Genomic DNA, 26,764 nt, shown 5'->3' with positions numbered 1-26,764 from the left:
AGAGCGCAAGCCAGAGTCAGGGAAGCAATCGCGCGCCTTGAGCGGGTTTTCAAGGGGTGGATGCCTTTTACGTCGCTCCGGGAAGACGCGGGATCACGCGTGCGCTGATGACCATTTCACCCCTCTATTCGCTGCATGACGCGGGCTTGCAAGCCCGCGTCATGCCCGCGATTAAAACGAGACCCCAAACGCGCGTGGTTTCTCAGGCGCCCACGCCGCGTTTTGGCGGCGAGCTCTCGGCAGAAACGCGCGTCAAGCCCTCGTGGGCGGATCGCCTGTTCTACGACCCCTTGGCGCAAGCGTTTGGCTACGTCGCCTTTCATCCGCGCCTGTTTCGCCGCGTGCGCATGGCCATGAATCCCGGGCGATTGCCGGGCATCAGCGAGCGCGAGGCAAAACAACGTTTTGCGCCTATCTCTGATCCGATTGCCTTTGCCAGCGTCGAACCCAACGTCCTGTTATCAGGACGCTGGATGCCAGCCGCCGGCGCCGGGAATCGCGCGATTGTCATGGGCCATGGCTATACCTCGCGCTGGACGAACATGGCCCCGCTGGCCGACGCCTTGAGACGGCGCGGGTATCACGTCTTCCTGTTTGATTTTAGAGGCCATGGCCGCAGTTCAGGCTCGCAAACCACGTTCGGGCTGGAAGAGGGGCGCGACATTGCAGCCGCCGTCGATTACGTGCGCGCGCATTATCCCGCGCAAAGCGAGCGGCTGGTTTATTACGGCCACTCGATGGGCGCCGCCGCCCTGATGGCAGCGCCGTGGGCGATGGCCCCGGGCCGACCCGGCGGGCAAGAGGCCTTGACGCGACTGACCCGCCAACTGGACGCCGTTATTCTGGACAGCCCGTATCATGCGTTATCGGATTTCGTCGCCAGTCAATTGCGCGCGATGATTTCGGCGCGCCCGCGCAGCAGCCTGCTCTTGAAGGCCTGGCCTGCCAAGGCGCTGCGTCATTTCGCCAGGCGTTTTCGCCTGAGCGTGGAAGACGCGCGCGGCCCGTGGCGACGACGCCTACCGGCAGCCGTGGACGCGGTGCGCCCGGCGGCGCTGATGGCCAATAGCCCGGCGCTGATGGCCAAACCCTTGCTGCTGATTCATGGCGGGGCGGACCGCGTGACGGAGTTTCATCAGGGCCTGCGCAATTACGAGCGCATCTGCAGGCACAATCCTCAGGCGCAATTACTGGCGCTGGAAGGAGCCGATCATAACGCCCGCGGGTGGGTCGTCGACGCCAGCGGCAAAAAACGCTATAACGGCATGATGCGCGGCGGGGAAAGCGCGTTTAGTCAGATTTGCGATTTTATCGACGCACAGCGGTAATCTCCCCCGTTCGAGCGCTGCGTCGCAAGGCGGCATCGGGTACAATAAAGCTACGCGCCTGTTGACGCCCTCTTGTTAGCCCCGGCGATGGATGCATCCTGTGTCAGACGCTCTGTACGAATCTGCCGCAAACGAGCCGCTTCGCGAAACGGTTCTGTTTGACGCGCTAATGCAACTGCTGCGCGAGCAGGATCGCCCGGCGGCGGATTTAGCCCGCGTACAGGCGGCTTTTCTATACGCACAGGAAAAGCATGCGGGGCAAAAACGCAAGAATCAGGAAAACTATATCGTGCATCCGGTCAGCGTCGCGCTGATTCTGGCGGAAATTCCCGTAGACGCCGACAGCATCGTCTCGGGTCTGCTGCACGACACGCTGGAAGACACGTCGGCCACGCCTGCTGAGATCCGCGAGCGCTTTGGCGACGAAACCGTGCGACTGGTGGAAGGCGTCACCAAACTCGGCAAATTTGAATTCACTTCTGCCGAGGACCGACAGGCGGAGAACTTCCGGCGCATGTTTCTGGCCATGGCGCACGACGTGCGCGTGGTGATGGTGAAACTGGCCGATCGGCTTCATAACATGCGCACGCTGGATCACATGAAGCCGGAAAAACAGCTTAAAATCGCCGCTGAAACGCTGGAAATTTTCGCGCCGCTGGCCAACCGCATGGGGATGGGGCGCATCCGGGCCGAACTGGAAGATATGTCGCTGAAATTCCTCAAGCCGGACGCCTTTTGCGAGATTGAAACCGAACTGGCCCAGTCGCGCGACGAACGCGAAGGCGCTATTGCCGAAATCATTGATAAAATTCAGACGCAATTAACCGCTATGGGCATTCAACCGATTGTAAAAGGGCGCGTCAAAAATTATTACAGCATCTATAAAAAAATGGCGGTGCAGCAGAAGGCGCTTCAGGACATTTATGATATCAGCGCGCTTCGGGTAATCGTCGCCAGCGAAAAAGAATGCTATGAAACGCTGGGCGTCATTCACAATGCTTTAAAACCGATTCCGGGGCGTTTTAAAGATTACGTCGCCATGCCGAAAAGCAATTTATATCAATCGCTCCACACAACCGTCATCGGCCCGAGCGGGCGCCCGCTGGAAGTGCAGATTCGCACGCAGGACATGCATCGCATTGCCGAATACGGGATTGCCGCGCACTGGAAATACAAGGAAGCCGGCGGGTCTCAGGCCGCCGACAGCGCGATCGACGCCAAACTGTCGTGGCTGCGCCAGATGCTTGAAATGAAGGACGAAGCCCACGACGCCTCCGATTACGTCGAGGCCGTCAAGCTCGATTTATTTCGCGATGAAGTCTTCGTTTTTTCGCCCAAGGGGCGCGTCATCGATCTGCCCAAGGGATCGACGCCGGTGGATTTCGCGTATCGGATTCACACCGAAGTTGGCCACACGTGCACTGGCGCGCTGATCAACGGCAAAATGGCGCCGCTCGATACGCGGTTGAAAAATGGCGATATCGTGGAAATTATTACCAGCAAGAAATCGACGCCGCGCCTGTACTGGATTAATTTTGTTCAGACCCAGACCGCCAAGAGCCGGATTCGCCAATGGTTTAAACGCAACCTGAAAGACGAATACGAGCAACAGGGCCGCCGCGCGCTGGAAGAAACGCTCACGCGGGCCAAGATGGAAGACGCCCTGCGGGACGGCGAGTTATTAACAATTGCCCGCGAATTAAATTATGTCAGCCTGGAAGACCTTTTTGCCGCCATCGGCTTTGGTGAATTAAATCTGACGCGGGTGATAAACCGGCTCAAGAAATCGCAGGCCGTCGCCACGCACGAAGAAGCGCTGAACCGGATCAATCGTTACCAGAGCAAGCGTCACAGCCCGGCAGACAAAGCAAAATCGGCGATTCATGGGCTGAATGGCATGGTGCATCATCTGGCGCGGTGCTGCACGCCGGTGCCGGGCGAAGAGATCACCGGGGTTATTACGCGCGCGCGCGGCGTCATGGTCCACCGTATCGACTGTATTAACCTGAATCAGGTGAATCCGGGGCGTTTGATGGCGCTGGACTGGAGCGACGGCTCCGCCGACCCGAATCAGGCGCATACCGTGCGGCTCGAAGCCCATGCGATCGATCGCGTGGGGATGCTCAAGGACATTCTGGGGAAAATCGCCGATACGCGCACCAATGTTTCTAATGTGCGCGTGCGCGTGCTGCCCAATGATACGGCGCTGGTCGAACTCACGATGGAAGTGGCCAACCTGCCGCATCTGGAAACCGTCATGAACGCCATCCGCCGCCTGCCGGACGTAATGGCCGTCAAGCGCCAGCAATTCCGCGTGGGGAAATCGCCTGACGGCGGCGCTTAAAGAAGGTTGGGTTAAACGCAATCGCCTTTAAGCGCTTCAGGCGGTTTCAATTAGATGAGGTCCGATGCGTCAGAATACGAGCGCAGATCAGCGCTAGCGGTATTTACACGCCAATTCTTGTGGAGTAAGAATGATGTTCCGGCTCGCCGGGCGAAACCCGTGCTAAAATCCTTAAGCTCGACTTTCGGATGTTTCCCGGAGTAGGCCTCAGTCAGCACATGCCCAGCCAAACTTACAGCCTTTTCTCAAGTTCCTCTTCAACGCGGCACGTGCTTCGTCTCCTCAAACGTCTTGTGCGGAAAGGGGAATAATATATTATGACGATCAATCTGAGTGAACACGCTCTAAAGCTTTTAGATGCCCAAAACAAAGCTAGAGAGTTATTTCAAGAAATTGAAAGAAGAACTCTCATCCAAGCCGGTAGAACCGAATTGGAAATAAGCCAATTGATTTTTAAATTAGCAGAAGAACTTTTTCAAGTCCAAAAATATTGGCATAAACGGATCGTTCGGGCTGGTAAAAATACGTTACATCCCTACAAAGAAAATCCCCCTGACAGGATGATTCAAAACAACGATATTGTTTTTATAGATCTTGGCCCTATTTTTGAAAATTGGGAGGCTGACTTTGGGCGAACCTACGTGATGGGGCAAGACCCTCGAAAAATAAAGCTCAAACAAGATGTTGAGTCCGCTTTTCACGTTGCTAAAGAGTATTATCAAAGTAACTCCGATATAAAAGCCAGCGAATTCTACCACTGGATCTGCGAATTGGCGAATAAGTACGGTTGGGAGTACGGTGGTCCTTATGCAGGCCATTTAGTTGGTCAATTCCCACATGAACGAATTCTGGATGATGAAATAAAGCTCTATATCCATCCAGACAATGAATTAAAGTTATCTGAGCAAGATGCTCAAGGAAACCATCGATATTGGATCCTGGAAATCCACTTTGTGGATAAGGCTTTAAAAATCGGCGGCTTCTACGAGGAGTTGCTCAATCTTTAGCTGCTGGCTTGAATAATGCTCTAGGCATTTCAACCCACTTCAAACGGCAGCAGGCGAATGTGTTATGCATGAGGGAAAACTGTTGAAAAGGGTCAGCGCTTTCCAACAGCTCTTCTATAGCGTTTCAAAAGTCCAAAAACCGGGTTTTCAGATGGCTCCTCGCCATCCAAGCCTCTTCTGAGTATATGGAAACCTTCATGAAAGGGCAGGAAACTCTGGTTTGTCTGATCGATCAGGCTTATCCAAGCGATCTGCGCTATACATATAAAGCCGGATTTTAAATCGATCTGCGAAGTCGCTAGCCCAAGGCGCGAATGCGCAGACGACCGTCGTAGACGATGTCCATTTTGAGGCGGTCGCCGCGCTTGACCCGGCGCGTCACCGGCATGGTATAGATCATCTGCGTCCAGTGCGTGTCCGGCGCCCAGGGGGAATTGCCCAGGACGGTGTCCTCGTCCAGCCACGCCTTGAAGTAAGCGCAATAGCCGGTAAAGTTCATATCGTCTTCGGTGACCTCCAGCTCAAACTCGCGGCTGAAGACAGGATTCTCGAACGAGGCGAGATCCACCGACTGCACGCACAACGGCTCGCTAATGGCGCGATAGAGCGCAGGATTGAATTTATCGAGACGCAGCGTCGCCTTATTACACAGAACATCGGCAAAAAGCGTGTAGTCGACGCCGTAGAGATCCTTAAACTCGTTGGCTTCGCGGCGCTTGTCCTGAGCAATCGGCGCGTGAAACGCCACCACGTAAATATCCAGCCGGGCTGGAATTAATTTGCCGCCCGGCGCCAGAAAACGCTTGCGCGCATCGAGCGTAAACTCCAGGACGTTTTCTTCCAGAATGCCATTGCCCAGAATTTCTGAAATAAACACGTCGGGCTTTGGCGTAAATTGAGCCTCGTTCAGCGCGCTGGAAGCGCCTTGTATGAATTCAATCTGGTTAAGGCCGTTATCACGCGCCAGAGCTTCTGCCAGTTCAATAATATCCTGTCGTTTTTCCACGGCATAGACTTTTTGAGCGCCCGCCTGCGCGGCAAAAAAGCTTAAAATGCCAGAACCGCATCCGAGATCCATTGCAATCGACTCGCCGGGGCGAATGGCGCGCTCAATGGCGCGACGATAGGCCGACAGCCGGACAGAATCTTTCATCATGACGTGATGGTTTTCGACGTTAATATGAATTGCGCCGCCCAGTTTTTCTGAAATACCGCTTTCGGGGGTCTGACGCAGTTCAGATTCATCGGTGATCACGACTTTGCAATCGTACAGATTTTGCAAATGTTTGATAATTTTGGGGTGATCCACCGGATCTGGCCAGCCGTCGAGAATATCGCCCATGGTTTTCCAGTCGGTAATGTCCCACAACAGCAGCAGAATATCCGATTGAATGCGCAAGGCCTGACCTTCCGAAAAAATATTGCCCAGCATCACGTGCGTGCTGCCGTCAAATTTAATATAGGTTTCGGGATTAATTTTTACGCGGGTGGCGCGCTGGGTAAAATCGCCGTGAGCGGGTTGCGTCATAAGGAAGGCGTCTCCTGTGGGGTTGGGGAAAGGGGCGAGCGGGCGTTCAGGCGAATCCGGCATAGGCGGCCAGACGCCGACCGTAATAGGAGCGCGCCACGCTTTGGCGATCCAGCCAGGCGTGCGGATAGTGGACGGTCTCCTGAAAGCCCAGCTTACGGTACATTTTAAGCGCGAAATAGTTGTCGGTATCGACCGTGGCCGTCACTTCGGAAATAAAGGCTTCTCCGGCAGAAATCCGCTCGATCATCGCCACCAGCGAGCAGGCGAGCAGGCGAATGCCCATCCCCCGATGTCGCAGCGAGGGCCGAACGCCGATCAGCGGTACATTGGCGTCCATGCCGTCCCCCTGAATCAAAAAGCAAAAGCCTTCGACAGCGCCCGCCCGATTCAGCAGCATGAGAGACGCTTGCGGCATCACGGCGCCCATGCGGCCTTCCTGCAGAAAGGCAACCGCCTGACGCGCGCCCGCCACCGAGCGAAAGCGCGGATCCCAGCGCGCGTCGTTAGAACGCGCAAACGCCTCAGCGATGGCCTCTGCGGCGGCCTCTGCCAGATCCGGGAGCCATGGGCTCAAGCGCAGATCCTCAGGCAGTGGCGCCAAGCTATGGTAATGCTTCGCCAGAATCGGGATTGAAATCTCGTCGGCCAGATTAAAGCGCTGAATGGTCTGTCCCACCGGCATCAGGCCATACCAGGGCGCCAGGGACGCATAGCGATCTTGACAGCCCAACATGGCGTAGCTGACGCAATCCCAGTCGTCGCGCGTTGCGAGCGTTTGCAGCAGGCCGCGCATCAGGGCGTCGAAAGCCGGCTTGAGCGCCTGATGCTCGTCAATCGCAATGAGATTGATTTCGACGGCGCGGTGCGCTTCCACAACGTAGAGCATCCAGCCAACAGGCTCGCCTTCGGCGTCTTGCGCCATGAGGCCGCACAGCGCGCCGCTGGCAATGGAGCGGGCCATGTCTTCAAAGGGGGCGGGCTCGCTGCGCCAATGGTATTGCGCAACGGCGTCAGTCGCAAAGCGCGCGTAAGCGCCGGCCAGCGCCCCGACCGTGCCTTCTGTCAGCGGAATGACGGTGATCATGAAACGTGTTGGGTCATAAACGCCTGCGATTCACGCCCATTGATATCCAAGCCGACGCCGTTTCTCTGCCAAACCCCATCCGGCTGGATTATGATGAGATTCTTCTTATTCTAGCGTTCCTGCGCCCTTGGCGCCAGACACGAATCCCGCAGGCGGCGCAAGCAAGCCGTCTGCCTAAAACGCACGCCCCCCGAAACGCCCCAGATAGCCGCATCATGGAAGCCAGTTCTGATATTTTATCCGCCTATTTCGCCATTCTGGGCGACTTTACCGGCTACGAACGCCGAAAGGCGCAGGAGACAATGGTCGCCCGCGTCTGGCAAGCGCTGGAAAGCGGCGACTCGCTGATTGTCGAAGCCGGAACCGGATCGGGCAAGTCCTTCGGTTATCTGATTCCGGCCTTACTGCATCGGCGACGGCCCATTGTGATTGCGACCGGAACCATCGCCCTGCAAGAACAACTGCTGGATAAAGACCTCCCGTTCCTGACGCAGTCGCAAGCTTTGAAAGCCTATCTCGACGGCGCCGAGCCCAACGTCAAACTCGTCAAGGGACGGCGCAACTACGTCTGTATTCAGAAGCTTCAGGAACTGGAGCGCACGCTGTCGCCCAACGCCGCCGAATCGTTACACGTCTCGCATTTAAAATCCCAACTCGCCATGGGATGGGATGGCGACCGGCAATCGCTGGATATCGCCATCCCGGAAGCCCTCTGGCAGGAGGTTCAATCGGAGTCGGATGATTGCCTGGGCCGCCGTTGCCGCTATTACGCCGAAAATCCCTACCGGCGCGCGCGCGAAGATCTAGCGGAGGCGGATGTCATTATTGCCAATCATTCGCTGTATTTGCAGGATCTGGCCTCGGGACAGGCCTTGCTTCCGGCGCACGACGTGGTGATTTTTGACGAAGCGCACAACTTCAAGCGCTACGCCATGAACGCCTTTACCGATCGCGTCGGCAAGTTCGCCTCCACCAAGCTGCTGGCCAAAATCAGTCGGCGCATTCTGCCGATTCCCGAGTCGTTGAGCGCGGCGGTCGCGCAAAACGAAGCCACGATCCTTCATTTTCTGTTTCGCAGCGCGGCTGATTCCAAACGCACCGTCTCGCGCCTGTCGCCGGATCCCGGGTTCCGCTCGGCGATTGCGGCGCAGACCGCGACCCTGGAAGAAATCCGGCTGTGGCTGGAATCGATGGATCTTCAGCAATTGTCGCTTCTCGAACCGGATGCGCAAAACCCCGGCGGCGCGGGCAAAGACATGCGCGCCGTTCAGCGCGAAAAGCTGCTGAATCAGTTAGCGGGGCTGGCGCTGCGCTGGGAGTGCTTCGCCCTTGAAGACCCCTTCTCGCGCGATCGCGTCAACTGGGTAGAGATTGACCGCGAACGCCTGTATTTTGAACTGCGCTCGACGCCGCTGGATATCGCCGAACGATTGGCCCCGATTCTCTGGGAGGAGAAAACCTCGATTCTCACCAGCGCCACGCTGTCGGTAAACCGGTCGCTGGCGTTCTGCAAGCGCGATCTCGGCTTGCCGCCGGAGACGCGCGATCTGGCCCTGCCCAGTCCGTTCGACTATGCGCGCCAGTGCGTCCTGTATCTGCCCAAATCGATGCCGGACCCCAACGATCCGATGTTCCTGCCGGCCTGCGCCGACGAAATTGAGGCGATTCTGCGCGCGAGCCAAGGCCGCGCCTTTGCGCTGTTTACGGGATATGACGCCATGACGCGCGTGGCCGACGCGCTGATCCCGCGCCTGCCGTATCCCGCGCGCGTACAGGGGGAAATGCCCCGGCACCGGCTGATTGAGTGGTTCAAGACGACGCCCCATAGCGTGCTGTTCGCCACCGCGACGTTCTGGGAGGGCGTGGATATTCCCGGCGAGTCGCTCAGTTGCGTGATTATGGACAAAATCCCGTTTTCGCCGCCCGACGATCCGGTGAATCAGGCGGCCGTGGACCGGATGAAGGCGCGCGGGCTCGACTGGTTTGGCGACTACGTGCTGCCACAGGCGACCATTCGGCTGAAGCAGGGCTTTGGGCGGTTGATTCGCAGCGGCGGCGACCGCGGGCTGGCGGCCATTCTGGATCCGCGCCTGCGAAGCAAGGGCTACGGACGCCAGATTCTGCGCAGCTTGCCGGAGGTGGAGATTATCGACGATCTGGCGCAGACGTCGGTTTTTATGGCGCACTCAGGCTGAAAACGCAGCGGCGACAGGACGACGTTTCAGGCGCGGGCGTCCGGTCCCGGTTTTTCTGGGGGCGTCTGCGATCCGTCGGGGCCTGCGGCGCTCTGAGAGGAATCGCTTTGGGCGGGGACATAGGGCAGAATCCGCACCGGCGCGACGCGCATGTTGATTTCTATTCCGTAAGCCGATAGTTGCTTAAGAGCGCTGGCATGGCGATTCACGCGCTCCAGAAACTCCGATGGCGAGCGATTCTCAGCAATCGCCTGAAGCCGAAAAGGCGGGGCAATCCGTGACTGGTTGATGATTAACACCGGACCCGCGCAATTGATCTCGGTTCCCGCCACAATGCGTTGATCGTTAAGGGCAATGGCGCGCGCGCCAGACGCCCAGAGCTGATTGACCACCGCCAGCATATCGATGTTGTGGATGATGCCGACATTGGGATTTTCTTCGAGGCGATACGGACGATCAGAATCGCGCAGGATGATTTCCACCCCCATGCCCTCGCGCAGGCGAAGCCCCGTATAATCGGCCAGGCGATCCAGCTTGCGGCGCTGACTGAGGCGGTAACTCTGGCTAAGTTTGCGATCCATCTGGTAGGTCAGCAGCTGGATCTCCTGGGCGAGGTCGTCGTTGAGCCGTTCGCGCGCCGCAAGCTGGCGATTGAGGCGAAAGGCATGCGCGGCCTCTTGCGTTGAGTAGCGCGTCGGCAGGCGTTTGGCGCTTTCGATGCGCCAGTACAAGCCCGAAATGACGCCAATGACCGCCATGCATAACGCCAGTGCGAGCGGGAACAGCCGTCTCGAGAGGCGGCGCGCGGTAGAGGCGGCTTGCGAGGGGCTCAGGTTCATTGGATCCGGGCTTTCATCGCCAATCGTCGCAATGCGGCGTCGATGCGTCGGCTGGATGGGGGATTTACGGCCCGCCTCCGTATCCGCCGCCGTTGGCGCAATGGTATAACTAAAGCCAGAATGAGGAAAGCCGAGCGATGGCCTATACCACCCCCCAAAAAATTTCGCTTCAAGAACTGATTGCCAAGGTCCAGAAGCTGCCCCAATTGCCGGAGGCCGCCCTTCGCCTCACCAAGGTGATGGAAGACCCGGACGCGCACGCCGAAGACATGGCGGCTATCATCCGGGTGGACCCGGACATGACCACTCAGGTGCTGCGCCTGTGCAATTCAGCGGCCTATGCCCTGAACCGGCGCATCTCGACCGTCAAGGACGCAGTGGCCATCCTGGGCCTCAATACGCTCAAGAGCATGGTCTACGTCATTATCTCAAAATTTGCGCTGGATCGACCTGTTGAAGGCTATGGGCTTGATCGCGGCGCCTTGTGGCGAAACGCGCTGACCTGCGCCGTCTACGCGCGGCATCTGGCGCCGCGTCATGCGCAAGGCGTGGATCCCGAACTGGCCTTTACCGGCGCCCTGCTGCGCGATATCGGCAAAATTGTCCTTGGCGAATACGTGGGCCGCAGCTATCAGGATATTGAGCGGCTGGCGATGCAGAAACGCATCGATTTTATCGAGGCCGAGCAGGAAGTATTGGGCTTCAACCACTGCATGGTCGGCAAACTCATCGCCGAAAAATGGGGATTGCCCGACACGCTGGTCAAGGTCATTCAATACAAGAACAAGCCGTCGTTACTGGCCAAGCAGCCGCCCGCAATCGGCTCCAAAGTCGACGTTTATAAACTGGTGAGTCTGGTGCACCTGGCCGACTGCTTTACCCGTATGACGGGCTGCGGCCTGGGCAGCGACGGGCTGATGAGCGGCTTTGACGAAACCGCGCTCACCTCGCTCGGCATTCAGTTAAGCGCCCCATTTATTGAGCGCACGCTGGATCAACTGGTCACCCAGGATCATCTGGTGGAAGAGATGATTCAGTCGCTGAAGGGCGGAGCCTGAGGCCATGCCCATTCAACTGACCGAAGACGTGGCCATCGGCGAGATTCGTATCAGCGCCAACAAGGCGATGATGTTTACGATTCCCTCGCTCAGCTCGGCCATCGCCGTGGTGATGTACGACAAAAAGAGCGTCATCGGCGGCGTGGCGCATATTCTGTTGCCCGATAGCACGCAAGTGGGATTGGTGGAAGAAGACGCCATCGGCAAGTACGCCGACACGGCGATTCCCGCTCTGCTGGAAAAACTCGCCGAAGGCGGCGCGGATCGCGCCCAGATCTCGGCGCGAATTGCGGGCGGGGCGCAACTGTTTAACTTCGGCGGCGGCGCGGCCAATAGTCTGAACATCGGCACGCGCAACGCGGTCGCTATTCGCGCGGCGCTCTCGCGCGAAGGCGTCACGATGGAAAAAGCCGACGTCGGCGGCAACAAGGGCCGCAAGCTGAAATTTCACATCGGTCTGGGCAAACTACTGATTACCGTGGCCGGGCAGGAAGAGTACGAAATTTAGACCGACTCAGGCCCGACAAGCCTTAAGCGCGAAGCAGGTCATAGGCCGCCCGGGCCGCCTCTTCATTGACCGTCGCGCCCGTCCAGCGCTCGAAAGCATCAGCGCCTTGGCGCACCAACATCCACAACCCGTCACACGCCTCGATTCCCAGCGACTCGCATTCACGAATCAGGCGCGTGGGACGGCGGCCATACACCACGTCGTATACAAACGACGCATCGGGCAGCGAGGTCAACTGGCTGGCGTTCAACGGCGTCAGCCCGGAATCGCCCATGCCGATGGACGTGGCGTTGATTACCAGTGAATACGACCCCAGCGAGGCGAGATCCGAAAGCGCCATCAGCAAAATGTCGCAGGCCGAATGCGCGCGACGACACAGGTCATCGGCGGCCATCAGCGCATCGTAAGCGCGATCGGGATTACGCACGGCCAGCGTGAGACGCTGGGCCCCGCGTTCGATGAGCGCCGCCAACGCCGCGCGCGACGCGCCCCCAGCGCCCAGCAGCAGGGTATGGCCTTCAACGGCGTATTGCTGCGCGCGCGGAGGCAGGCTGTTCCAGAATCCGGCAATATCGGTATTCAGGCCTTCTCGCGCCCCATCGCGATGAAAGACAATCGTATTCACGGCCTGAATCACCTGCGCATCTGGCGCCACGCGGGTCAGGTGCGGGATAACCGCACGTTTATGGGGAATCGTCACGTTGAGCCCGCGCAAGCCCGATTGCGCCAGCGCAGCCAGCCGCATCGCCAGCGTCTCGGGCGGCGCGTCATAGGCGAGATAGTCGCCGGCCATTCCGGCGCGCTCCAGAAACAGGCGATGCATCGCGGGTGAGAGCGAATGGCCGATCGGATGACCAATCACGCCCAGTTGCCAAGGCGATGTCATGGCGCGACGGCGTTCAAGGCGCGGTCCATTTCGCGCGTCAGATCGTCAATGGCCTCGACGCCCGCTGAGACGCGGATTAAACCCGGGGCCACCCCCATCGCCGTCAGCGCGTCTTCGTCCAGAGTAGGATAAAGCGCCTGACCGCCGCAAATCAGGCTTTCCACGCCTCCCAGACTGACGGCCGTCGTATACGGCGGGCCAATTTCCGCCAGAAACGCGCGGGCCTGCGATAATCCGCCCCGCGTCTCGAAAGCGAGCATCCCGCCGAAGCCTCTTGGCATCTGGCGTTTTACGATTTCATGAGCCGGATGAGACGGCAGCCCGGGATAAAATACGTCACGAACCTGCGGATGTCCCTGCAAAAATCGCGCCAGCGCCATGGCATTCTCGCAATGAGCGCGCATGCGCAGCGGCAGGGTTTTGATGCCTTGATTCAGTTGCCATGCGGCATCCGGCGACAGCGTCGCGCCGATCATCGTCTGATACAGGCGCAAGCGCTGAATCCAGGACGGCTCCTGGCGGGTCGGGCCATCGTCCTTAAGAATAATCGCCCCGCCGATCTCGTTACTATGCCCGCCGATGTACTTGGTCAGGCTGTGCAAGACCGCCTCTGCGCCCAACGCCAGCGGATTCTGGAGATAGGGGCTGGCAAAGGTATTATCCACCACCAGAGGCGCGCCGCCTTCTTTTGCAATTGCGGCCAGGGCCGCCAGATCAAGGACGTCCATCGTCGGATTGGTCGGCGATTCGCAATAAACCAGACGCGTCTGGGGTCGTAAGGCCGCCTGTAAGGCCTGCGGGTCGCGGAAATCTACAAACTCGACCTCGACGCCGAAATCTGCAGCGAGTACCATGGTCAGGAAATGGCGCGTACCAGCGTACACAATGCGGTCACAGAGCAGGTGATCGCCTGCGCGCAGGATCGCCAGACAGAATGTCGAAATGGCGCCCATGCCGCTGGCAAAGCACAGGCCATGGCGGCCGCCTTCCAGCGCGGCGAGTTTCTCTTCGAGCAAGCGTACATTGGGGTTGCCAAAGCGCGCATAGACGTAGCCGTCTTGCTGATTGAGCGGCTGGCGCACGTCTGCAATCCGATACGTGCTGCTGCGATACACCGGCGCGACCACGGCGCCGAACTCATTGGGGGCTTCTTCCAGCACGCGGGTTTCAAAGGCGACGGAGGGGGCGTGATGACCAGAGGGCGCGTCAGACATAGCGAAAGGCTCTCGCAAAAAGGGGATTTCAGTTCACCGGATATCGGCAGGCTATCTCAAAGATGCCGCACGTTCAACGCCGCGCCCGCGCTACTCGCTTGCGACGCGCATCTGAAAAATGCACAGGCTGCGACCGCTGACAACAAAGATTTCGCCGGCAGGCAATTGCGGCACGGCGTCGGGCGGCGGATCCGCCGTATTTTCGATCAAGCGCCACTGCACCCCGTCGCGATGATGCGGCAGCGAGAAGCTCACGGCGTCCGCGCCGCCATTCATCAGAATCAGCAGCGTGTCGCCTTGCAAGGGGCATCCTGCCTCGTCCATCTCGTGAATGGCGTCGCCGTCGAGCAGCGCGCCCAAAAAATGGTTATACGGGTCAAACCACTGACGATCGCTCATTAAATGCCCGGAGGCCGAAAACCAGTAGATATCCCGGTATCCGTTGCGCTGACACTCACGCCCCAGCAAGAATTTCCGCCGGTGCAACACCGGTTGATTCAAGCGCAGGCGCACCATCCGCCGCGTAAATTCGAGAAAAGACTCTTCCTCAGGGGTCAGCGTCCAACGGGTCCAACTAATCTCGTTGTCCTGGCAATAGGCGTTGTTATTGCCCCATTGCGTGCGCGCCATTTCATCGCCGCCGGAAATCATGGGCACGCCCATCGACAGCAGCAGCGTCGCCATCATGTTGCGCATCTGGCGCGCGCGTAGCATCAGGGTTTCCGGGTCGTCGGTCTCGCCTTCCACACCGCAATTCCAGCTCAGGTTATGGTTATCGCCGTCGCGGTTGTCCTCTTGATTGGCTTCATTGTGTTTCATGTTGTAGCTGACGAGATCGGACATCGTGAAGCCGTCGTGACAGGTAATAAAATTAATGCTGGCGTGCGGCAGGCGGCCATCTTCCTGATACAGGTCGCTGCTGCCCGCAAATCGCGTGGCCAGATCGCTCACGCGCCCGCCATCGCCCTTCCAGAAAGAGCGCATGGAATCGCGGTATTTTCCGTTCCACTCGGTCCACAGCACCGGGAAATTCCCGACCTGATAACCGCCGACGCCCAGATCCCACGGCTCTGCAATGAGCTTGGTCTGGGAAATCACGGGATCCTGATGGATGATATCGAAAAACGCGCCCAGCTTGTCGACCTCATGCAGTTCGCGCGCCAGCGAACTGGCGAGATCAAAACGGAAGCCGTCGACATGCATTTCCTGAATCCAGTAGCGCAGGCTGTCCATGATCAATTGCAGGACGCGCGGGTGCTGCATGTTGAGCGTGTTGCCGCAGCCGGTGAAATCCTTGTAATAGCGCGGCTCGGTGTCCGACAGACGGTAATAGGCGGGATTGTCGATGCCACGAAACGATAGCGTCGGCCCCAGATGATTGCCTTCGGCGGTGTGGTTGTAAACCACATCGAGAATCACCTCGATGCCTTCTGAATGAAGGGCGCGCACCATCATTTTGAATTCCCGAATGGCCGCCGCCCAACCGCTTTGCGAGGCGAAGCGCAGGTCGGGGGCGAAATACGAGAGCGTATTATAGCCCCAGTAATTGGTAAGCCCCATGTCTTCGAGAAACTGCTCGTTAATACGATGATGAATCGGCAGCAACTCGACCGCCGTGACGCCCAGCGACTTGAGATGCCGCAGCACAGGGCGCGTCACCAGACCCGCATAGGTTCCGCGCAGTTCTTCGGGGACGTCGGGATGTTGCATCGTCATGCCCTTGACGTGCGCTTCATAGATGACGGTTTTATGCCACGGCGTGCGCGGGGGCCGATCGTCGCCCCAGGTAAAGGCCTGGTCAATCACCGCGCACAAAGGCGCATAGGCGGCGTTGTTGCGCGGATCCAGCGAGATGTCTTCGGCGCGTGAGCCTCGGCGATAGCCAAACATCGCGTCGTGCCACTTCATGGGCCGCGCAATGGCCTTGGCGTAGGGATCAACCAACAGCTTGTTGGGATTAAATCGCAGGCCGCGCTCGGGTTCGTAGGGGCCATAAACCCGGTAGCCGTAGAGCTGTCCCGGCCCCACGTCGGGCAGATAGCCATGCCAGACCTGATCGGTATATTCGGGCAGTTCAATGCGTCGGGATTCGCGCGTAGCGGTCTCTTTGTCAAACAGACAAAGTTCCACGCTATGGGCGTTGGAGGAGAAAATCGCAAAATTGACGCCCAACCCGTCAAACGTCGCGCCCAGCGGATAGGGGCGTCCCGGAAAAACCCGCATACGACAGCTTCGCCTCTCTGTGCTGGTGGCTGCGTCCTAAAACCCACTTTCAGCATACTGCAAAAATCCCCTGCCGGCGAAGGCTTCACGGGGGATCTTTTGGAGAGGAATTTGTCGGTCCAGATCAACAGGGCCGCAACCATTGCGCTGGATTTGGAAGGCGCGCAATCGCGATTTTCGATCTTGAAACTTTTTACCAGACGCGCGCGTAAAGAGAGGAAAGGGGCTCGCGTCGCCCGCAGCAGCGTCATCAGATACCGTGCTATTTCGATTGACGGATTGATTTCCCTACTTGTTAATATTGAGGAGACTCGCCTATGAAACGGCTGGCCTTGGCCTGCGCCTTGTTACTCGCTTTCGGTTTCGCCGCCTCCAGCGGTCAGGCCGACGCCCGGGATCGTCACCGCGAGCGCGAAGAATACCGCGCGCAAAACTGGTGGCGCTATAACGTCGATCCGCCTCCTTATATGGCGTATCGCGGCGATTACCGCAATTATTATGGCGGGCAGCGCCGTCCCTGCAGAACGGGCGGCTGGCGCGGCGGCCCTCCCCCCTGGGCGCAACGCGATCGCTACGATAATGGCTGGCATCGCGGATGGGAAGGGCGTCGCCATCACCCGAACGCTTACCGCCGCGACCGCTGGTAATTTCTGAAAAGAACACTCTCTAACGCCGGGATGACTCGTTTCATTCCGGCGTTATCACAGGCGGGCGTTTTAACGGCGTTAACGCGGCGCGTTAGCCGCATTCATCGCCGAGCCCGCGCGAAACCACGCAATTTGTTCAGCCGTCAGCGAATGACGCACGTTCATGGACTGCTGCGATCCATCTGCCCGCGTGACGCTAATCGACACGGGTTCTCCGGGAGCCAGATCAGCCAGACCCGCGATAGTAATCGCGTCGCCCTTAGAAATCCGCTGATAGTCGGCGGGATTCAGGAAGGTCAGCGGCAAGACGCCCTGCTTTTTGAGGTTGGTTTCGTGAATCCGCGCAAAGCTGCGCGCCAGGACCGCTTTACATCCCAGAAAACGCGGGGTCATGGCGGCATGTTCGCGGCTGCTGCCTTCGCCGTAGTTTTCATCGCCGACAATGACGAAGCCCTGACCGGCGGCCTTATAGGCCAGCGCTTTCAGAGCCCAGGGCGACGCCCCGCGCTCGACGCCGCACACCGTCATCGAGACGGCCTCGGCGGGAACCCCCGTGTCGGCGTCGACCGCGCCCAGCAGCATGTTATGGCTGATGCCGGACAGATGCCCGCGCAACGGCAGCCAGTCTTTTCCGGCGGGAGAAATGTGATCCGTAGTGGTTTGGCCCTGCGTTTTCAGTAAGACGGGCAAGGCGATAAAATCCTGACCGTCCCACGGCGTAAAGGGCGCCAGCAGCTCCAGACGCTGGCTATCCGGCGACACGGCGACCGTCAGCCCCTGGCGATCGACCGGCGGCGGCTCGTATCCGACGCTGCTGAGCGCAAACCCGTCCGGAGGAAGTTCCGGCGCAACGGGAGGGGTCAGCTTGAGGCCGTCGGCCACCTCGTCGGCAAGCGGATTAAACACGGCGGATCCGGCAATTGCCAGCGCCATGACTACATCCGGGCTGGCGATGAACGCCAGCGTATCGGCGCTGCCGTCGTTTCGGCGCGGAAAATTGCGGTTAAAAGACGTCAAAATCGCGTTGGGCTGACCCGGCGTCAAATCCCGACGATCCCAGTTCCCGATGCAGGGTCCGCAGGCGTTGGATAGCGTAACGGCGCCAACAGCTTCAAAATCGGCCAGTTGGCCATCTCGCTCGATGGTCTGGCGCACCTGCTCAGAGCCCGGCGTAATCCACAGGGTGCTGCGCGCGCGCAGCCCTGCGGCGCGCGCCTGACGCGCAATATGGGCCGCCCGCTCCATATCCTCGTAAGAAGAATTCGTGCAGCTGCCGATTAAAGCGGCGCTCAGGCGCTCAGGCCAGCCTTCTTTTTTGATTTCAGCCGCAAAGTCGGAAATAGGACGGGCGCGATCCGGCGTATGCGGGCCGACGACATGCGGCTCCAAGGTAGTGAGATCGATTTCGACGAGCTCATCATAGTAATTTTCGGGATGTTGCAGCACCTCGGCATCGGCGCGCAGGAAAGCGGCATGGGCGTCGGCGAGATCTGCAATCTCGCTGCGGCCGGTCGAGCGCAGATAAGCGCTCATTTTAGCGTCGTAAGGAAAAATCGACGTGGTCGCCCCGAGTTCTGCGCCCATATTGGTGATGGTCGCCTTGCCGGTCGCGCTGATGGCGTCGCATCCGGGGCCGAAGTATTCCACAATCTTGTTGGCGCCGCCCTTGGTGGTCAATAGACCGCACAAGCGCAGAATCACGTCTTTTGGCGTCGTCCAGCCGCTCAGACGCCCGGTAAGACGCACGCCGATCAGCTTGGGCGCGCGGACCTCCCAGGGTAATCCAGCCATGACGTCGGCCACGTCTGCGCCGCCCACGCCAATGGCAATCATGCCAAGGCCGCCCGCATTGGGAGTGTGGCTGTCAGAGCCCAGCATCAGCCCACCGGGAAAGGCGTACTGCTCCAGCACGACCTGGTGAATAATGCCGCTGCCGGGCTTCCAGAATCCCATGCCATATTTGGCCGCCGCTGATCGCAAAAACTCGTAAACCTCGGCATTATCACGCTCAGCGCGCGTGTTATCGACATCGGCGCCCAGTTGCGCGCGAATCAGGTGATCGCAATGCACGGTGGCGGGGACGGCCACCGTCTGACGACCGGCCTGCATGAACTGCAGAATGGCCATCTGAGCGGTCGCGTCCTGCATAGCCACCCGATCCGGCTGAAGCGTCAGCGTCGTCTGGCCGCGAATAATGGACACAGGCGCGCTGGCGGGAATCAAATGGGCGTAAAGAACTTTTTCCGCCGTGGTGAGCGCGTCCCGCCCAAGTATGGCGCGCGCCGCCTGCTGGCGTGCAGACAGGGTTTCATAGACGGTTTTCGCCAGGACCACAGAGGCGCTCATCGCAAGGGACTCCTTTATCTCATCGCAGTTTGTTATGAATCGGGTGATTAGCCTGACGTCTGCCGGATGTCAGCGCAGCAGGCGTCAAGCCGATGCGCGGCGTTCCCAGCGACCGATTAGCCAGGCAATTACCGCGCCGCACAGCGTGGTGGCAACCAGATCATCGATCACGCCGGGCCAGAGGTAATCTCCCGTAAAGCGCCACCAGTTCCAGTTGGGCGCCGAAGCGACCAGCGCGAGCAACGCGCCGGTGAGCGCCGAAAACGCCACGCGTTGTCGAAAGGTCAAAGGCCCCGCCATCAACAGCAAGGCGGTGAGCAAGCCTGCGGCGACGACATCCGTCAGAAACTCCAGGGTGAGATAGCGCGGCATATTGGCTTCAGAGCATCCGGGCGGATAGACCGACGCAAAGACTTTAGGCAGCCCGTGAGCCACCGTTGGAGAGCCGTCGGCGCGCATTCCCGGCATCATGTAAACGCCGTGGACGGGCGCATTGTCGCGCAAGACGCGGGCAACGGCGGCTTCGTCCTTGAATCCGCGCAGTCCCTGCATATGAAAGGGCAGGGCCATCCAGGAGGTCATGAAAACCAGAAACAGCGTCAGGCCGCCTAACAGCGCGCCTTGGAGCAGGAGGGCGGGGGGCATCCTCATGGGGGTCTCCTCTTTTTAGATTAGATTCTCTTGTTAGATTCTTTTGCCGCGGGTTCTCGCGCTTCTTCTCGTTCTTGCGGCCTCTAATCCGGCGGCATTGTACCACAGCCGCGCGCGCAGCGAGCAGAGCCTCCCTGCGGCAATGCAGGAGATTTATGATAAGATGCGCCCTGTCGCCCCGATCTCTGGAGGATCGCTTCACCCATGCATTTGCGCCGCTCGTTTGAAAAACGCGCCCTCAAGCTGCGCTCGTGGCTGTTCGATCGCGACAATCTGACGCTGGATGAGCCGACACTGGCGAAAAAGACCTTACGGCAAGGCGTCTTGTCGCTGGCAGACGACCGTTTGCGCGAATTCTGCGATTTTTACCGCCTGACGCCCGATGAGGCGATGGCCATCCCCAGCATCCGCGATAAAGCGGCGCTTGAAGCCTGCTTCACGCAAACCGGCGATGACGCGGGCCTGATGCGCAATTACCGTGACGCGCGCTTTTTCTATACGGCGCGCATGCAATTGGCCTATAGCCGCTTTCCGGTGGCGGCGAAACTGGCACAGTATTTTAATGGACGTTTTCGGCCTGCTGTTCGATCGCGCCTGAAGGTTCTGGACTATGGCTGCGGCGTTGGCGATTACGGCCTGTCGCTGGCGGTTTTTGGCTATCGCATCACCTTGTGCGATATCGAAGGCGGCAATCTGGACTTTGCCCGCTGGCGCTTTGAGCAGCGAGGACTGACGCATGACGTGATTGCCGTCAGCGAAGACAATCTGTACCCCGATTTGGGCGCACAGGATATTATTCTGGCCGGAGAGGTGCTGGAGCACGTACGCCAGCCGTTGACTGTTTTAGAGCGTTGCTATGAGAGCCTCCCGGCGGGCGGCCTGTTGTGGCTGTCCGGGTATCCTGAGCATGCCCGCGAAGTGGGCGGCGATCACTTACCCGAAGCCGCCGAGCAGCGTGAAGCATGCCTTGGCTTTCTGCAGCAGGCGTTTGGCCCGGCGACGACGCTTCATCTGCCCGGCTGCCTCTACGAAAAACGCGATTAGTCCCGTCGCCCCCGCTCGTTAGGCGCGATGTTACAAGCCCGCTGGCGGCGCCATGCCCACTTGGAGCGACACGCCCGTAATTTCGGTGTCGAGAAGCGCCACGCGCTTGAGGGGACCATTCGCCGTTTTCTCTATCAGCTTGGGGGCCGACGGCTTGGCGTTGCGAATGACAGCCTTTAATTCCTCGTAAAGCGCTTCGGCGTTATCGGGATACAGCACCAGAGGCGCCGAGGCGCGCATCATTACAATTAGCGCTGTTTTCAGCGTCGGCGGCGAAAAAGCTGCCATACCCGCAAGCCTCTCTGGATTGGAGGCCTGAATGTCAGGCCGGATGCCAAAATAAAATGGCATAGGGTGGATTCGAACCACCGACACCACGGGTATGAACCGTGTGCTCTAACCAACTGAGCTACTATGCCAAGCGGGAGTATTATGGTCTTAATGGAGGGCGCTTGTCAACGCGGCGGGCAGTATAATGGGGGTTGAGACGACGCACAGGGCGCGCACTCCCTTTGGGGTAGAGGTTTTTGGCGAGCGGCGCTTGTATACGCGCTCACTGAAGGCATTTATGCCAATGTCTGCGTGGGACGCCTCACGCGTTTGCGGCGTGTCGACTGGATTTGTTTTTATCCCGTTTTTGCAAGAAGGACCCGCCTCATGACGCCTGCCGCCAGCGATGACGACGCCTTACGCTGGTACGACCGCGATCCCGCTTTGCGGCGCGCCATGGCGCAGTTGCGCGACGCCGAAGATCGCTATCAGGCGCAAGTGGCGCTCAATATTATCAAGATTATCGTCGAGCATCAGAGCGGCTTTGAGGGCGTGGTGGAAAACGACGCCGTCGATCATGAAACGCTTCAGCGCATGCTGGCCGATTGCGACACGCCGCAGGCCCGCTCCCGCCGACGTCGCTGGTATGACGTCAATGAAACCCTGCGCTCGGCCATGCGCCTGCTCAAGGATTGTCCGGTCGAAGTTCAGCGGATGATTTTACCGGCGGTGGTGCGCATGATCGAGGAGACGCTGGCCGGTTCGGAAGATCCGTCTCCCATGGCCTGATTCCCCCCTTTCGCTCCCAACCCGATCCGGGCCAAAAGAACGATGTGTCGACACAAAGCTGTTTTAACGCATACAAAAACGGGTATATCAAGAACTGAGGATACGCTTTCGTCCCGTCGACGTCTGCGCGCAGCGCCTTTCAATGAGGCAGGCAGCCCTCACGCAAAGCGCTACGCCCCTTGTCGTTCTGCTCGCCCGTAAAATCCGGCACAGGGCATTTCCTCTCAAATCCGCTCTATGAGGGCTCTTCTAAAGGATTTAAAGAACCAGTCGATACCCATGATACGAATGGGTAATGCGCTGCGCCCATCGCCTTCCATAATTGTCAGCGCCATCGGCGGATTACCTTTCTGATGAAATCGCCCGCATTTCTTAAAAACGCCTTTCAGGGGCTCGCGCCCCAGGCGATTCGGCGCGCGGCGACAGGCGTTACGCTGGCGCTGGCCCTCTTGGGCCTGAGCGCATCGGCAGGCGGATGGGCGATTGCGACAGAGCCGCGCGTGGCCAGCGGGGATGTTCGCGTGACCCATGGCGAGAACGTCTGGAATATTGAAATCCGCTCGGCGCAGGCTATTCTGGAGTGGCGCTCGTTTGACGTGGCGGCAGGCGAAACCGTCAATTTTATTCTGCCCAACGCCAACGCCTCGGTGCTGAATCGGGTGTTGGACGCCAGCAAGCCCGCCTCGATTCAGGGAGCCGTCAACGCCAATGGCGTTATGGTCCTCGTCAGTCGCGCCGGCGTTGTCCTTGAGCCCAGCGCCACCCTTCAGGCTTCCGGTTGCGTGGTGTCGTGGCACGGGCTCTCAAATGCCGCCTTCTTAAGTCATCGCTGGGTATTTTCGCATCCGCTGGACGTCGGCTCCGGCAGCGTGCGCAACCGTGGCGTCATTCAAGCCTTTCAAAAAGGGCAGGTCGACCTGATTGCCGATGACATTGACAACACGGGCATTGTGTTTTCGCCGTCGGGCCGCGTCCGGGCGTCCTCAGGAAAAACCGTCTACGGCTTGAGCGATTCGCCAGAAATCGCCGCAAATCTGCCGTTTGCTATCGAGCCGCATTCGATTGAGGCGGGCGATACGCGCCTGCGCATCAGCAACGCCGGCGTGGTGAATGCGCCTTATGTCGCCATCAGCGGCGTCATCCGCGCCGAGGCTGAAAACCACGCCTCGACAGAGCCGATGCTGGTGACGATTCCGATGCAGGACGACCGCGTCAGCTCGCAGCCCAAGGGCGACAGCCTTGACACGATCACGCTACCCCTGATTGAGGCGCCTTAACGCGCCCGCGACGCAAGGGCGCGTCCAGAATCCACACGATAAGAAGCCCCAGCGCCGATGAGAGCGCCGCCAGCGCAATCAGCAAGTCGTAGCGGTTCCAGTGATCGATAATCCATCCCCCGATGGGCGGGCCCAGAATCGCTGACATGGCCTGAGCGATTAAGATAAGGGGATAAAGCGTGGCCACGCGCGCAAGCCCAAAGCGCGACGCAATCTGGCTGGGGTATACCGAGAACGCAGCGCCAAAGCAAAAGCCGGTAAGCGTCGCGCCCAGATAATACGCCGCCGATTGATGGGCGCCCATCAGCAGAGACAGCGGCGCCAGGGCCAGACACCCCAGCGACAGCGGAATGGAGCGCGCGTGAAAGCGATCGGCAATCAGCCCCCAGACAAAGCGCCCTGCGCAATTCCCAAGCGCCAGAAATAACACGCCTGCCGCCGCCGTGGCGCTGTCGAATCCAAAGGCCAGCCCCATGGGCTTAATAGCGCCAATCAACAGAAACCCCGTAAAGGTATCGGCCAGCATCCCGACAAACAGCGTCCAGAAGGCGGGCTTCTTCAGGGTATCGCCGATTGTTTTCGGAGATTCCGGCGGTTGGGGCGCGCCCTCGGCGAAATGATGGCGCGCAGGGGATTTGGCCGCACGGCGTATCAGCAAGGCGCCCAGCAGCAGGGCCGCCCCGTTGGCGATTGCCAGTATCTCAAAAGCTTTGAGGACATCCATGCCGCGCGTTAACAAGGGCTCCAGCGTCAGCGTCATCAGCATGGGGCCGCCGCCGAAGCCCGCCGCGACCAGCCCGGCGATGGCGCCCTTGCGATTCGGAAACCACTCAATACACGTGGTCAGGGCGGTGACGTAGCCAAAACCGACGCCGACGCCCACCAGCCCGCCAATCGCCGCCAGCGTCGGGAGGTAGTGACCGCCAGACGCAGCAGCCATCGACATCCCCGCAATAAACAGCCCGGCGCTGATCAGCGTTAGCGGCTTGGGTCCCCAGCGCGAGACCAGCGGGCCGACGCCAATCATCGTGAGCGAATAAATCGCAATCAGCGCGCCAAAGACCGTTTGGGCCTGTTGATGCGTCCAGTCGTACTGGCGGATGAGCGCCGGTACAAAGAGGCTCCATCCGTACCCCACGCCCAGCGCCGTCATCACCAGCAAGCCTGCGGCCAGCGTGACGATAGCGGATCCTTTACCCGGCGCGCGGGTCACGGGAGCCTGAGGAGCGTGCAATTGTTCAATAGCGGGCGGCGTCATGGGCCTGATTTTCTGCGAGCGCAACGCCCTTACTGTAGCAAAAACAAAGCGCCCTCGACGAGGGAAGCCTTTTGGGGATGACAAATCTAATGAGAAGAGAGGTCCTGAAAAGTCAGTAGGTATCGCAGCACAAAAGCAGTTAAAAAAGCCTTCTCAGCAGAAGTCTATCGCTACAAACATAATAAAAATGACTGCAGCTATCATCAATCAGTCAATGTTCGAAGTACCTTGAAAATCCATACTAATCCACTAACTTTTACTCGGAATACCCACACAAGCAAGCATGCTCATGAACAATCTTATTTATCAAAATAGAGCAGGTGTACATGGATTACTATCCTGTACATGCGCCGTCTTTCCCTATGGCAAACATTTTCCCGAAAAAGCCAGAACCTGATTCCCAAAGAGTTCTGATATGCGCATACATCACTATTTGACTCGATTTAAGTGTGAAGCCTTTTACTATTCGAAGGTACTCTCCATGGCTTAGACACATACAGACCTTATGTTTTACCTAGGCGGAGAATCATATGTAGGCCAAATCCACAACACTGAATATTTGCCACATTCCCATATTGAAGCTGTCTTATGAATGTGCCCTTTAGATCAAATTTCGCATTAAGTGCTAAACTCTTAAAGAGTGGCAATAATATTGGGCAACTAATTATGAGCAACCCTCAAATCACTTTTAGAAAGAACATGAACATTGGAGATCAGGCGGCAGAGACTGATGAATTCTTAAGCGAATGCTTCATTGAAACACCTGAATACGAAGAGCTCGTAGATTTTTCAAATAACAAGATGATTTTACTTGGCCGAACAGGGTCAGGGAAAACGGCATTATTAAGAAAAATAAAAGAGAGTAGTGACATTTCTATTTGCATTAGACCAGAAACATTTGCACTTGAATACATTTTAAATGTGCCTTTCTTAGACAGGCTTAAAAAAGAAGGAATTAACTTTGACGCATTTTATAAATTTTTGTGGCTTCACGAAATTACATCAAAAATAATAAAAAGCTATTTTTTTGATGAGGGAGAAGGCTTTTCTCTTGAGAGATTTATCAACCACCTATCCCATGGGAGACCCTCAGAAAAAATAAAAAAGATTAAAAACTACCTGAGCAAGTACAATGGAATTTGGTTCTCTGAAGAGTTTCCTGAGAAAGTAACGACAGAAATCCAGGCAGGACTAGATAGCAAAGCTGCCATTATGAATTTCTTAACTTCGAGCGCCGATCTTTCTTCAAGCGAAAGGAGAGAAATACAAACCGCTGCGAGCTCTTACGTAAACAAGGAGCAACTAAAACATCTCGAGAATATTGTCGAGATACTTGCGGCGCATTTTAAAGAAAATTTTCAAAAAAAAATAGTTGTTCTTGTAGATGACTTAGATCAAGATTGGATTGACGAGGATGCCAAGTACAAATTAATTAACGCATTAATGACTTCTATCAGAACTTTCTCAGACATACCAAATTTAAAGATTATTATCGCACTGAGAAGCGATTTGCACTATAAAACCTGCTTGCTTTCAAACCGACAAGTAGAAAAGGATGATGCATTCATCATAAAACTAAACTGGAGCGCATTAAGACTTACAGATATGCTCGACACAAGGATAAACCGTCTTTTCGAAAGACAGTATAGTCGCAGACAAAGTGTAAAATTTAATGATATTTTTAATGTTTCCATCGAGGGGAAAAGCGCACACACATATATATTAGAACGCTCCATGATGCGACCGAGAGATGTTATTGATTTTGTCAACAACTGTATTATAGAAGCTGACAGCTCGTCAAAAATAGAGGCGAAACATATTATCGCAGCCGAAGAAAATTTTCGCTCGCGAAGAATGCAGGCATTGAGCCATGAATGGAAAAATGTTTACCATAATTTGGAAGGTTATTTTATATCTGTAAGCGACATTGGTAATGAATTTACCACTCAAAATCTTCTGAATGAATTTAAAACTATTGAGAGACATATAATGGCAAAATCAACTGACGACGATTACATGCAGGATATATTTTCATCACCACACAAGAGCGACGATTATAAAATCAAAGAACTGATAAAGGTTTTATTTAAAGTAGGGTTCATTGGGAAGTGCGCAAATGACGGGTCAATCCATTTTGAATCCGCACTGAAAACTGATGTAATTGATCTTGACCTAAAAAATGAAACCTTATGGAGTGTCCATCCACTCTTTAGAACTGAATATATTAAGGTCTGATGACATCAAGGCGTTATTGATTTAACCGAA

Annotated in this window: 22 protein-coding genes and 1 tRNA gene; 12 read left to right on the top strand and 11 right to left on the bottom strand. The window is 57.4% G+C overall.

The annotated features are described in order from the left end of the window. The first annotated feature begins 107 nt into the window (after positions 1–107). The 3 genes from IPK79_06160 (at position 108) to IPK79_06150 (ending at position 4,679) form a co-directional block, all read left to right on the top strand. A complete protein-coding gene (locus tag IPK79_06160; GenBank protein ID MBK8190017.1) occupies positions 108–1,328 on the top strand; it encodes an alpha/beta fold hydrolase in 1,221 nt (406 codons plus the stop codon). Between the two features lie 100 nt (positions 1,329–1,428). Next, the gene (locus IPK79_06155) at positions 1,429–3,672 is read left to right on the top strand and encodes a bifunctional (p)ppGpp synthetase/guanosine-3',5'-bis(diphosphate) 3'-pyrophosphohydrolase (protein ID MBK8190016.1); all 2,244 of its coding nucleotides are present in this window, start codon (positions 1,429–1,431) and stop codon (positions 3,670–3,672) included. Positions 3,673–3,989: 317 nt separating this feature from the next. Then, positions 3,990–4,679: an aminopeptidase P family protein gene (locus IPK79_06150; GenBank protein ID MBK8190015.1), complete on the top strand. Its 690-nt coding sequence runs from the start codon at positions 3,990–3,992 to the stop codon at positions 4,677–4,679. 298 nt (positions 4,680–4,977) lie between these two features. On the opposite strand, the gene IPK79_06145 is transcribed toward IPK79_06150, so the two are convergent. Then, on the bottom strand, positions 4,978–6,207 hold the full coding sequence (locus IPK79_06145) for a methyltransferase domain-containing protein (GenBank protein ID MBK8190014.1): 1,230 nt from the start codon (positions 6,205–6,207) through the stop codon (positions 4,978–4,980). 46 nt (positions 6,208–6,253) lie between these two features. Further along, positions 6,254–7,294 carry a GNAT family N-acetyltransferase gene (locus IPK79_06140; GenBank protein ID MBK8190013.1) on the bottom strand — a complete coding sequence of 347 codons (1,041 nt, stop codon included), beginning with the start codon at positions 7,292–7,294 and terminating at the stop codon, positions 6,254–6,256. A 5-nt stretch (positions 7,295–7,299) separates the two neighbouring features. On the opposite strand from IPK79_06140, the gene IPK79_06135 reads away from it, so the two are divergent. Further along, complete coding sequence (locus tag IPK79_06135) at positions 7,300–9,489, top strand: hypothetical protein (GenBank protein ID MBK8190012.1); 2,190 nt, start codon at positions 7,300–7,302, stop codon at positions 9,487–9,489. Positions 9,490–9,515: 26 nt separating this feature from the next. Here the strand turns inward: IPK79_06135 and IPK79_06130 are convergent, their stop codons facing one another. Next, positions 9,516–10,328, bottom strand: a complete 813-nt coding sequence (locus tag IPK79_06130) for a DUF881 domain-containing protein (protein ID MBK8190011.1) — start codon at positions 10,326–10,328, stop codon at positions 9,516–9,518. Between the two features lie 137 nt (positions 10,329–10,465). On the opposite strand from IPK79_06130, the gene IPK79_06125 reads away from it, so the two are divergent. Next, entirely contained in the window at positions 10,466–11,386 is a 921-nt protein-coding gene (locus tag IPK79_06125; GenBank protein ID MBK8190010.1) for an HDOD domain-containing protein, read from the top strand. Between the two features lie 4 nt (positions 11,387–11,390). Then, positions 11,391–11,894 carry a chemotaxis protein CheD gene (locus tag IPK79_06120; protein MBK8190009.1) on the top strand — a complete coding sequence of 168 codons (504 nt, stop codon included), beginning with the start codon at positions 11,391–11,393 and terminating at the stop codon, positions 11,892–11,894. A gap of 22 nt (positions 11,895–11,916) precedes the next feature. Here IPK79_06120 and IPK79_06115 read toward each other — a convergent pair whose 3' ends face one another. The 3 genes from IPK79_06115 to glgX all read right to left on the bottom strand — a co-directional run bounded on the left by IPK79_06115 (position 11,917) and on the right by glgX (position 16,217). Continuing rightward, positions 11,917–12,780, bottom strand: a complete 864-nt coding sequence (locus tag IPK79_06115) for a shikimate dehydrogenase (protein MBK8190008.1) — start codon at positions 12,778–12,780, stop codon at positions 11,917–11,919. Further along, on the bottom strand, positions 12,777–13,994 hold the full coding sequence (locus IPK79_06110; protein MBK8190007.1) for an aminotransferase class I/II-fold pyridoxal phosphate-dependent enzyme: 1,218 nt from the start codon (positions 13,992–13,994) through the stop codon (positions 12,777–12,779). Before IPK79_06110 ends, IPK79_06115 begins: the two co-directional genes overlap by 4 nt. 90 nt (positions 13,995–14,084) lie before the next feature. Continuing rightward, positions 14,085–16,217, bottom strand: a complete 2,133-nt coding sequence (gene glgX, locus IPK79_06105) for a glycogen debranching protein GlgX (GenBank protein MBK8190006.1) — start codon at positions 16,215–16,217, stop codon at positions 14,085–14,087. Between the two features lie 317 nt (positions 16,218–16,534). Here glgX and IPK79_06100 point away from each other — a divergent pair, with 317 nt between their 5' ends. Beyond that, complete coding sequence (locus IPK79_06100) at positions 16,535–16,864, top strand: hypothetical protein (GenBank protein ID MBK8190005.1); 330 nt, start codon at positions 16,535–16,537, stop codon at positions 16,862–16,864. Between the two features lie 78 nt (positions 16,865–16,942). Here IPK79_06100 and IPK79_06095 read toward each other — a convergent pair whose 3' ends face one another. Further along, a complete protein-coding gene (locus IPK79_06095; GenBank protein ID MBK8190004.1) occupies positions 16,943–19,210 on the bottom strand; it encodes an aconitate hydratase in 2,268 nt (755 codons plus the stop codon). Between the two features lie 84 nt (positions 19,211–19,294). Continuing rightward, positions 19,295–19,855: a hypothetical protein gene (locus IPK79_06090; GenBank protein MBK8190003.1), complete on the bottom strand. Its 561-nt coding sequence runs from the start codon at positions 19,853–19,855 to the stop codon at positions 19,295–19,297. A gap of 210 nt (positions 19,856–20,065) precedes the next feature. Here IPK79_06090 and IPK79_06085 point away from each other — a divergent pair, with 210 nt between their 5' ends. Further along, the gene (locus IPK79_06085; protein MBK8190002.1) at positions 20,066–20,905 is read left to right on the top strand and encodes a methyltransferase; all 840 of its coding nucleotides are present in this window, start codon (positions 20,066–20,068) and stop codon (positions 20,903–20,905) included. A 30-nt stretch (positions 20,906–20,935) separates the two neighbouring features. Here the strand turns inward: IPK79_06085 and IPK79_06080 are convergent, their stop codons facing one another. Next, positions 20,936–21,193, bottom strand: coding sequence for a hypothetical protein (locus tag IPK79_06080; GenBank protein MBK8190001.1), 258 nt, complete (start codon positions 21,191–21,193; stop codon positions 20,936–20,938). 57 nt (positions 21,194–21,250) lie between these two features. Next, positions 21,251–21,324, bottom strand: a tRNA-Met gene (locus IPK79_06075). Between the two features lie 238 nt (positions 21,325–21,562). Here IPK79_06075 and IPK79_06070 point away from each other — a divergent pair. Together IPK79_06070 and IPK79_06065 are read left to right on the top strand one after the other, a co-directional pair. Then, complete coding sequence (locus tag IPK79_06070) at positions 21,563–21,964, top strand: hypothetical protein (GenBank protein MBK8190000.1); 402 nt, start codon at positions 21,563–21,565, stop codon at positions 21,962–21,964. Positions 21,965–22,317: 353 nt separating this feature from the next. Continuing rightward, positions 22,318–23,241: a filamentous hemagglutinin N-terminal domain-containing protein gene (locus IPK79_06065; protein ID MBK8189999.1), complete on the top strand. Its 924-nt coding sequence runs from the start codon at positions 22,318–22,320 to the stop codon at positions 23,239–23,241. On the opposite strand, the gene IPK79_06060 is transcribed toward IPK79_06065, so the two are convergent. After that, entirely contained in the window at positions 23,213–24,499 is a 1,287-nt protein-coding gene (locus tag IPK79_06060) for an MFS transporter (protein ID MBK8189998.1), read from the bottom strand. The genes IPK79_06065 and IPK79_06060 overlap by 29 nt on opposite strands. On the opposite strand from IPK79_06060, the gene IPK79_06055 reads away from it, so the two are divergent. Further along, positions 24,498–24,731, top strand: coding sequence for a hypothetical protein (locus IPK79_06055; GenBank protein MBK8189997.1), 234 nt, complete (start codon positions 24,498–24,500; stop codon positions 24,729–24,731). The two genes, IPK79_06060 and IPK79_06055, sit on opposite strands and share 2 nt — an antisense overlap. 356 nt (positions 24,732–25,087) lie before the next feature. Continuing rightward, positions 25,088–26,734: a hypothetical protein gene (locus IPK79_06050; GenBank protein MBK8189996.1), complete on the top strand. Its 1,647-nt coding sequence runs from the start codon at positions 25,088–25,090 to the stop codon at positions 26,732–26,734. Positions 26,735–26,764 lie beyond the last annotated feature (30 nt).

The sequence above is a fragment of the Vampirovibrionales bacterium genome (genome assembly GCA_016712355.1).
Classification (GTDB): domain Bacteria; phylum Cyanobacteriota; class Vampirovibrionia; order Vampirovibrionales; family Vampirovibrionaceae; genus JADJRF01.
Note: the sequence above shows the minus strand (reverse complement) of the source record. Positions and strands in the feature narration are given on the sequence as shown.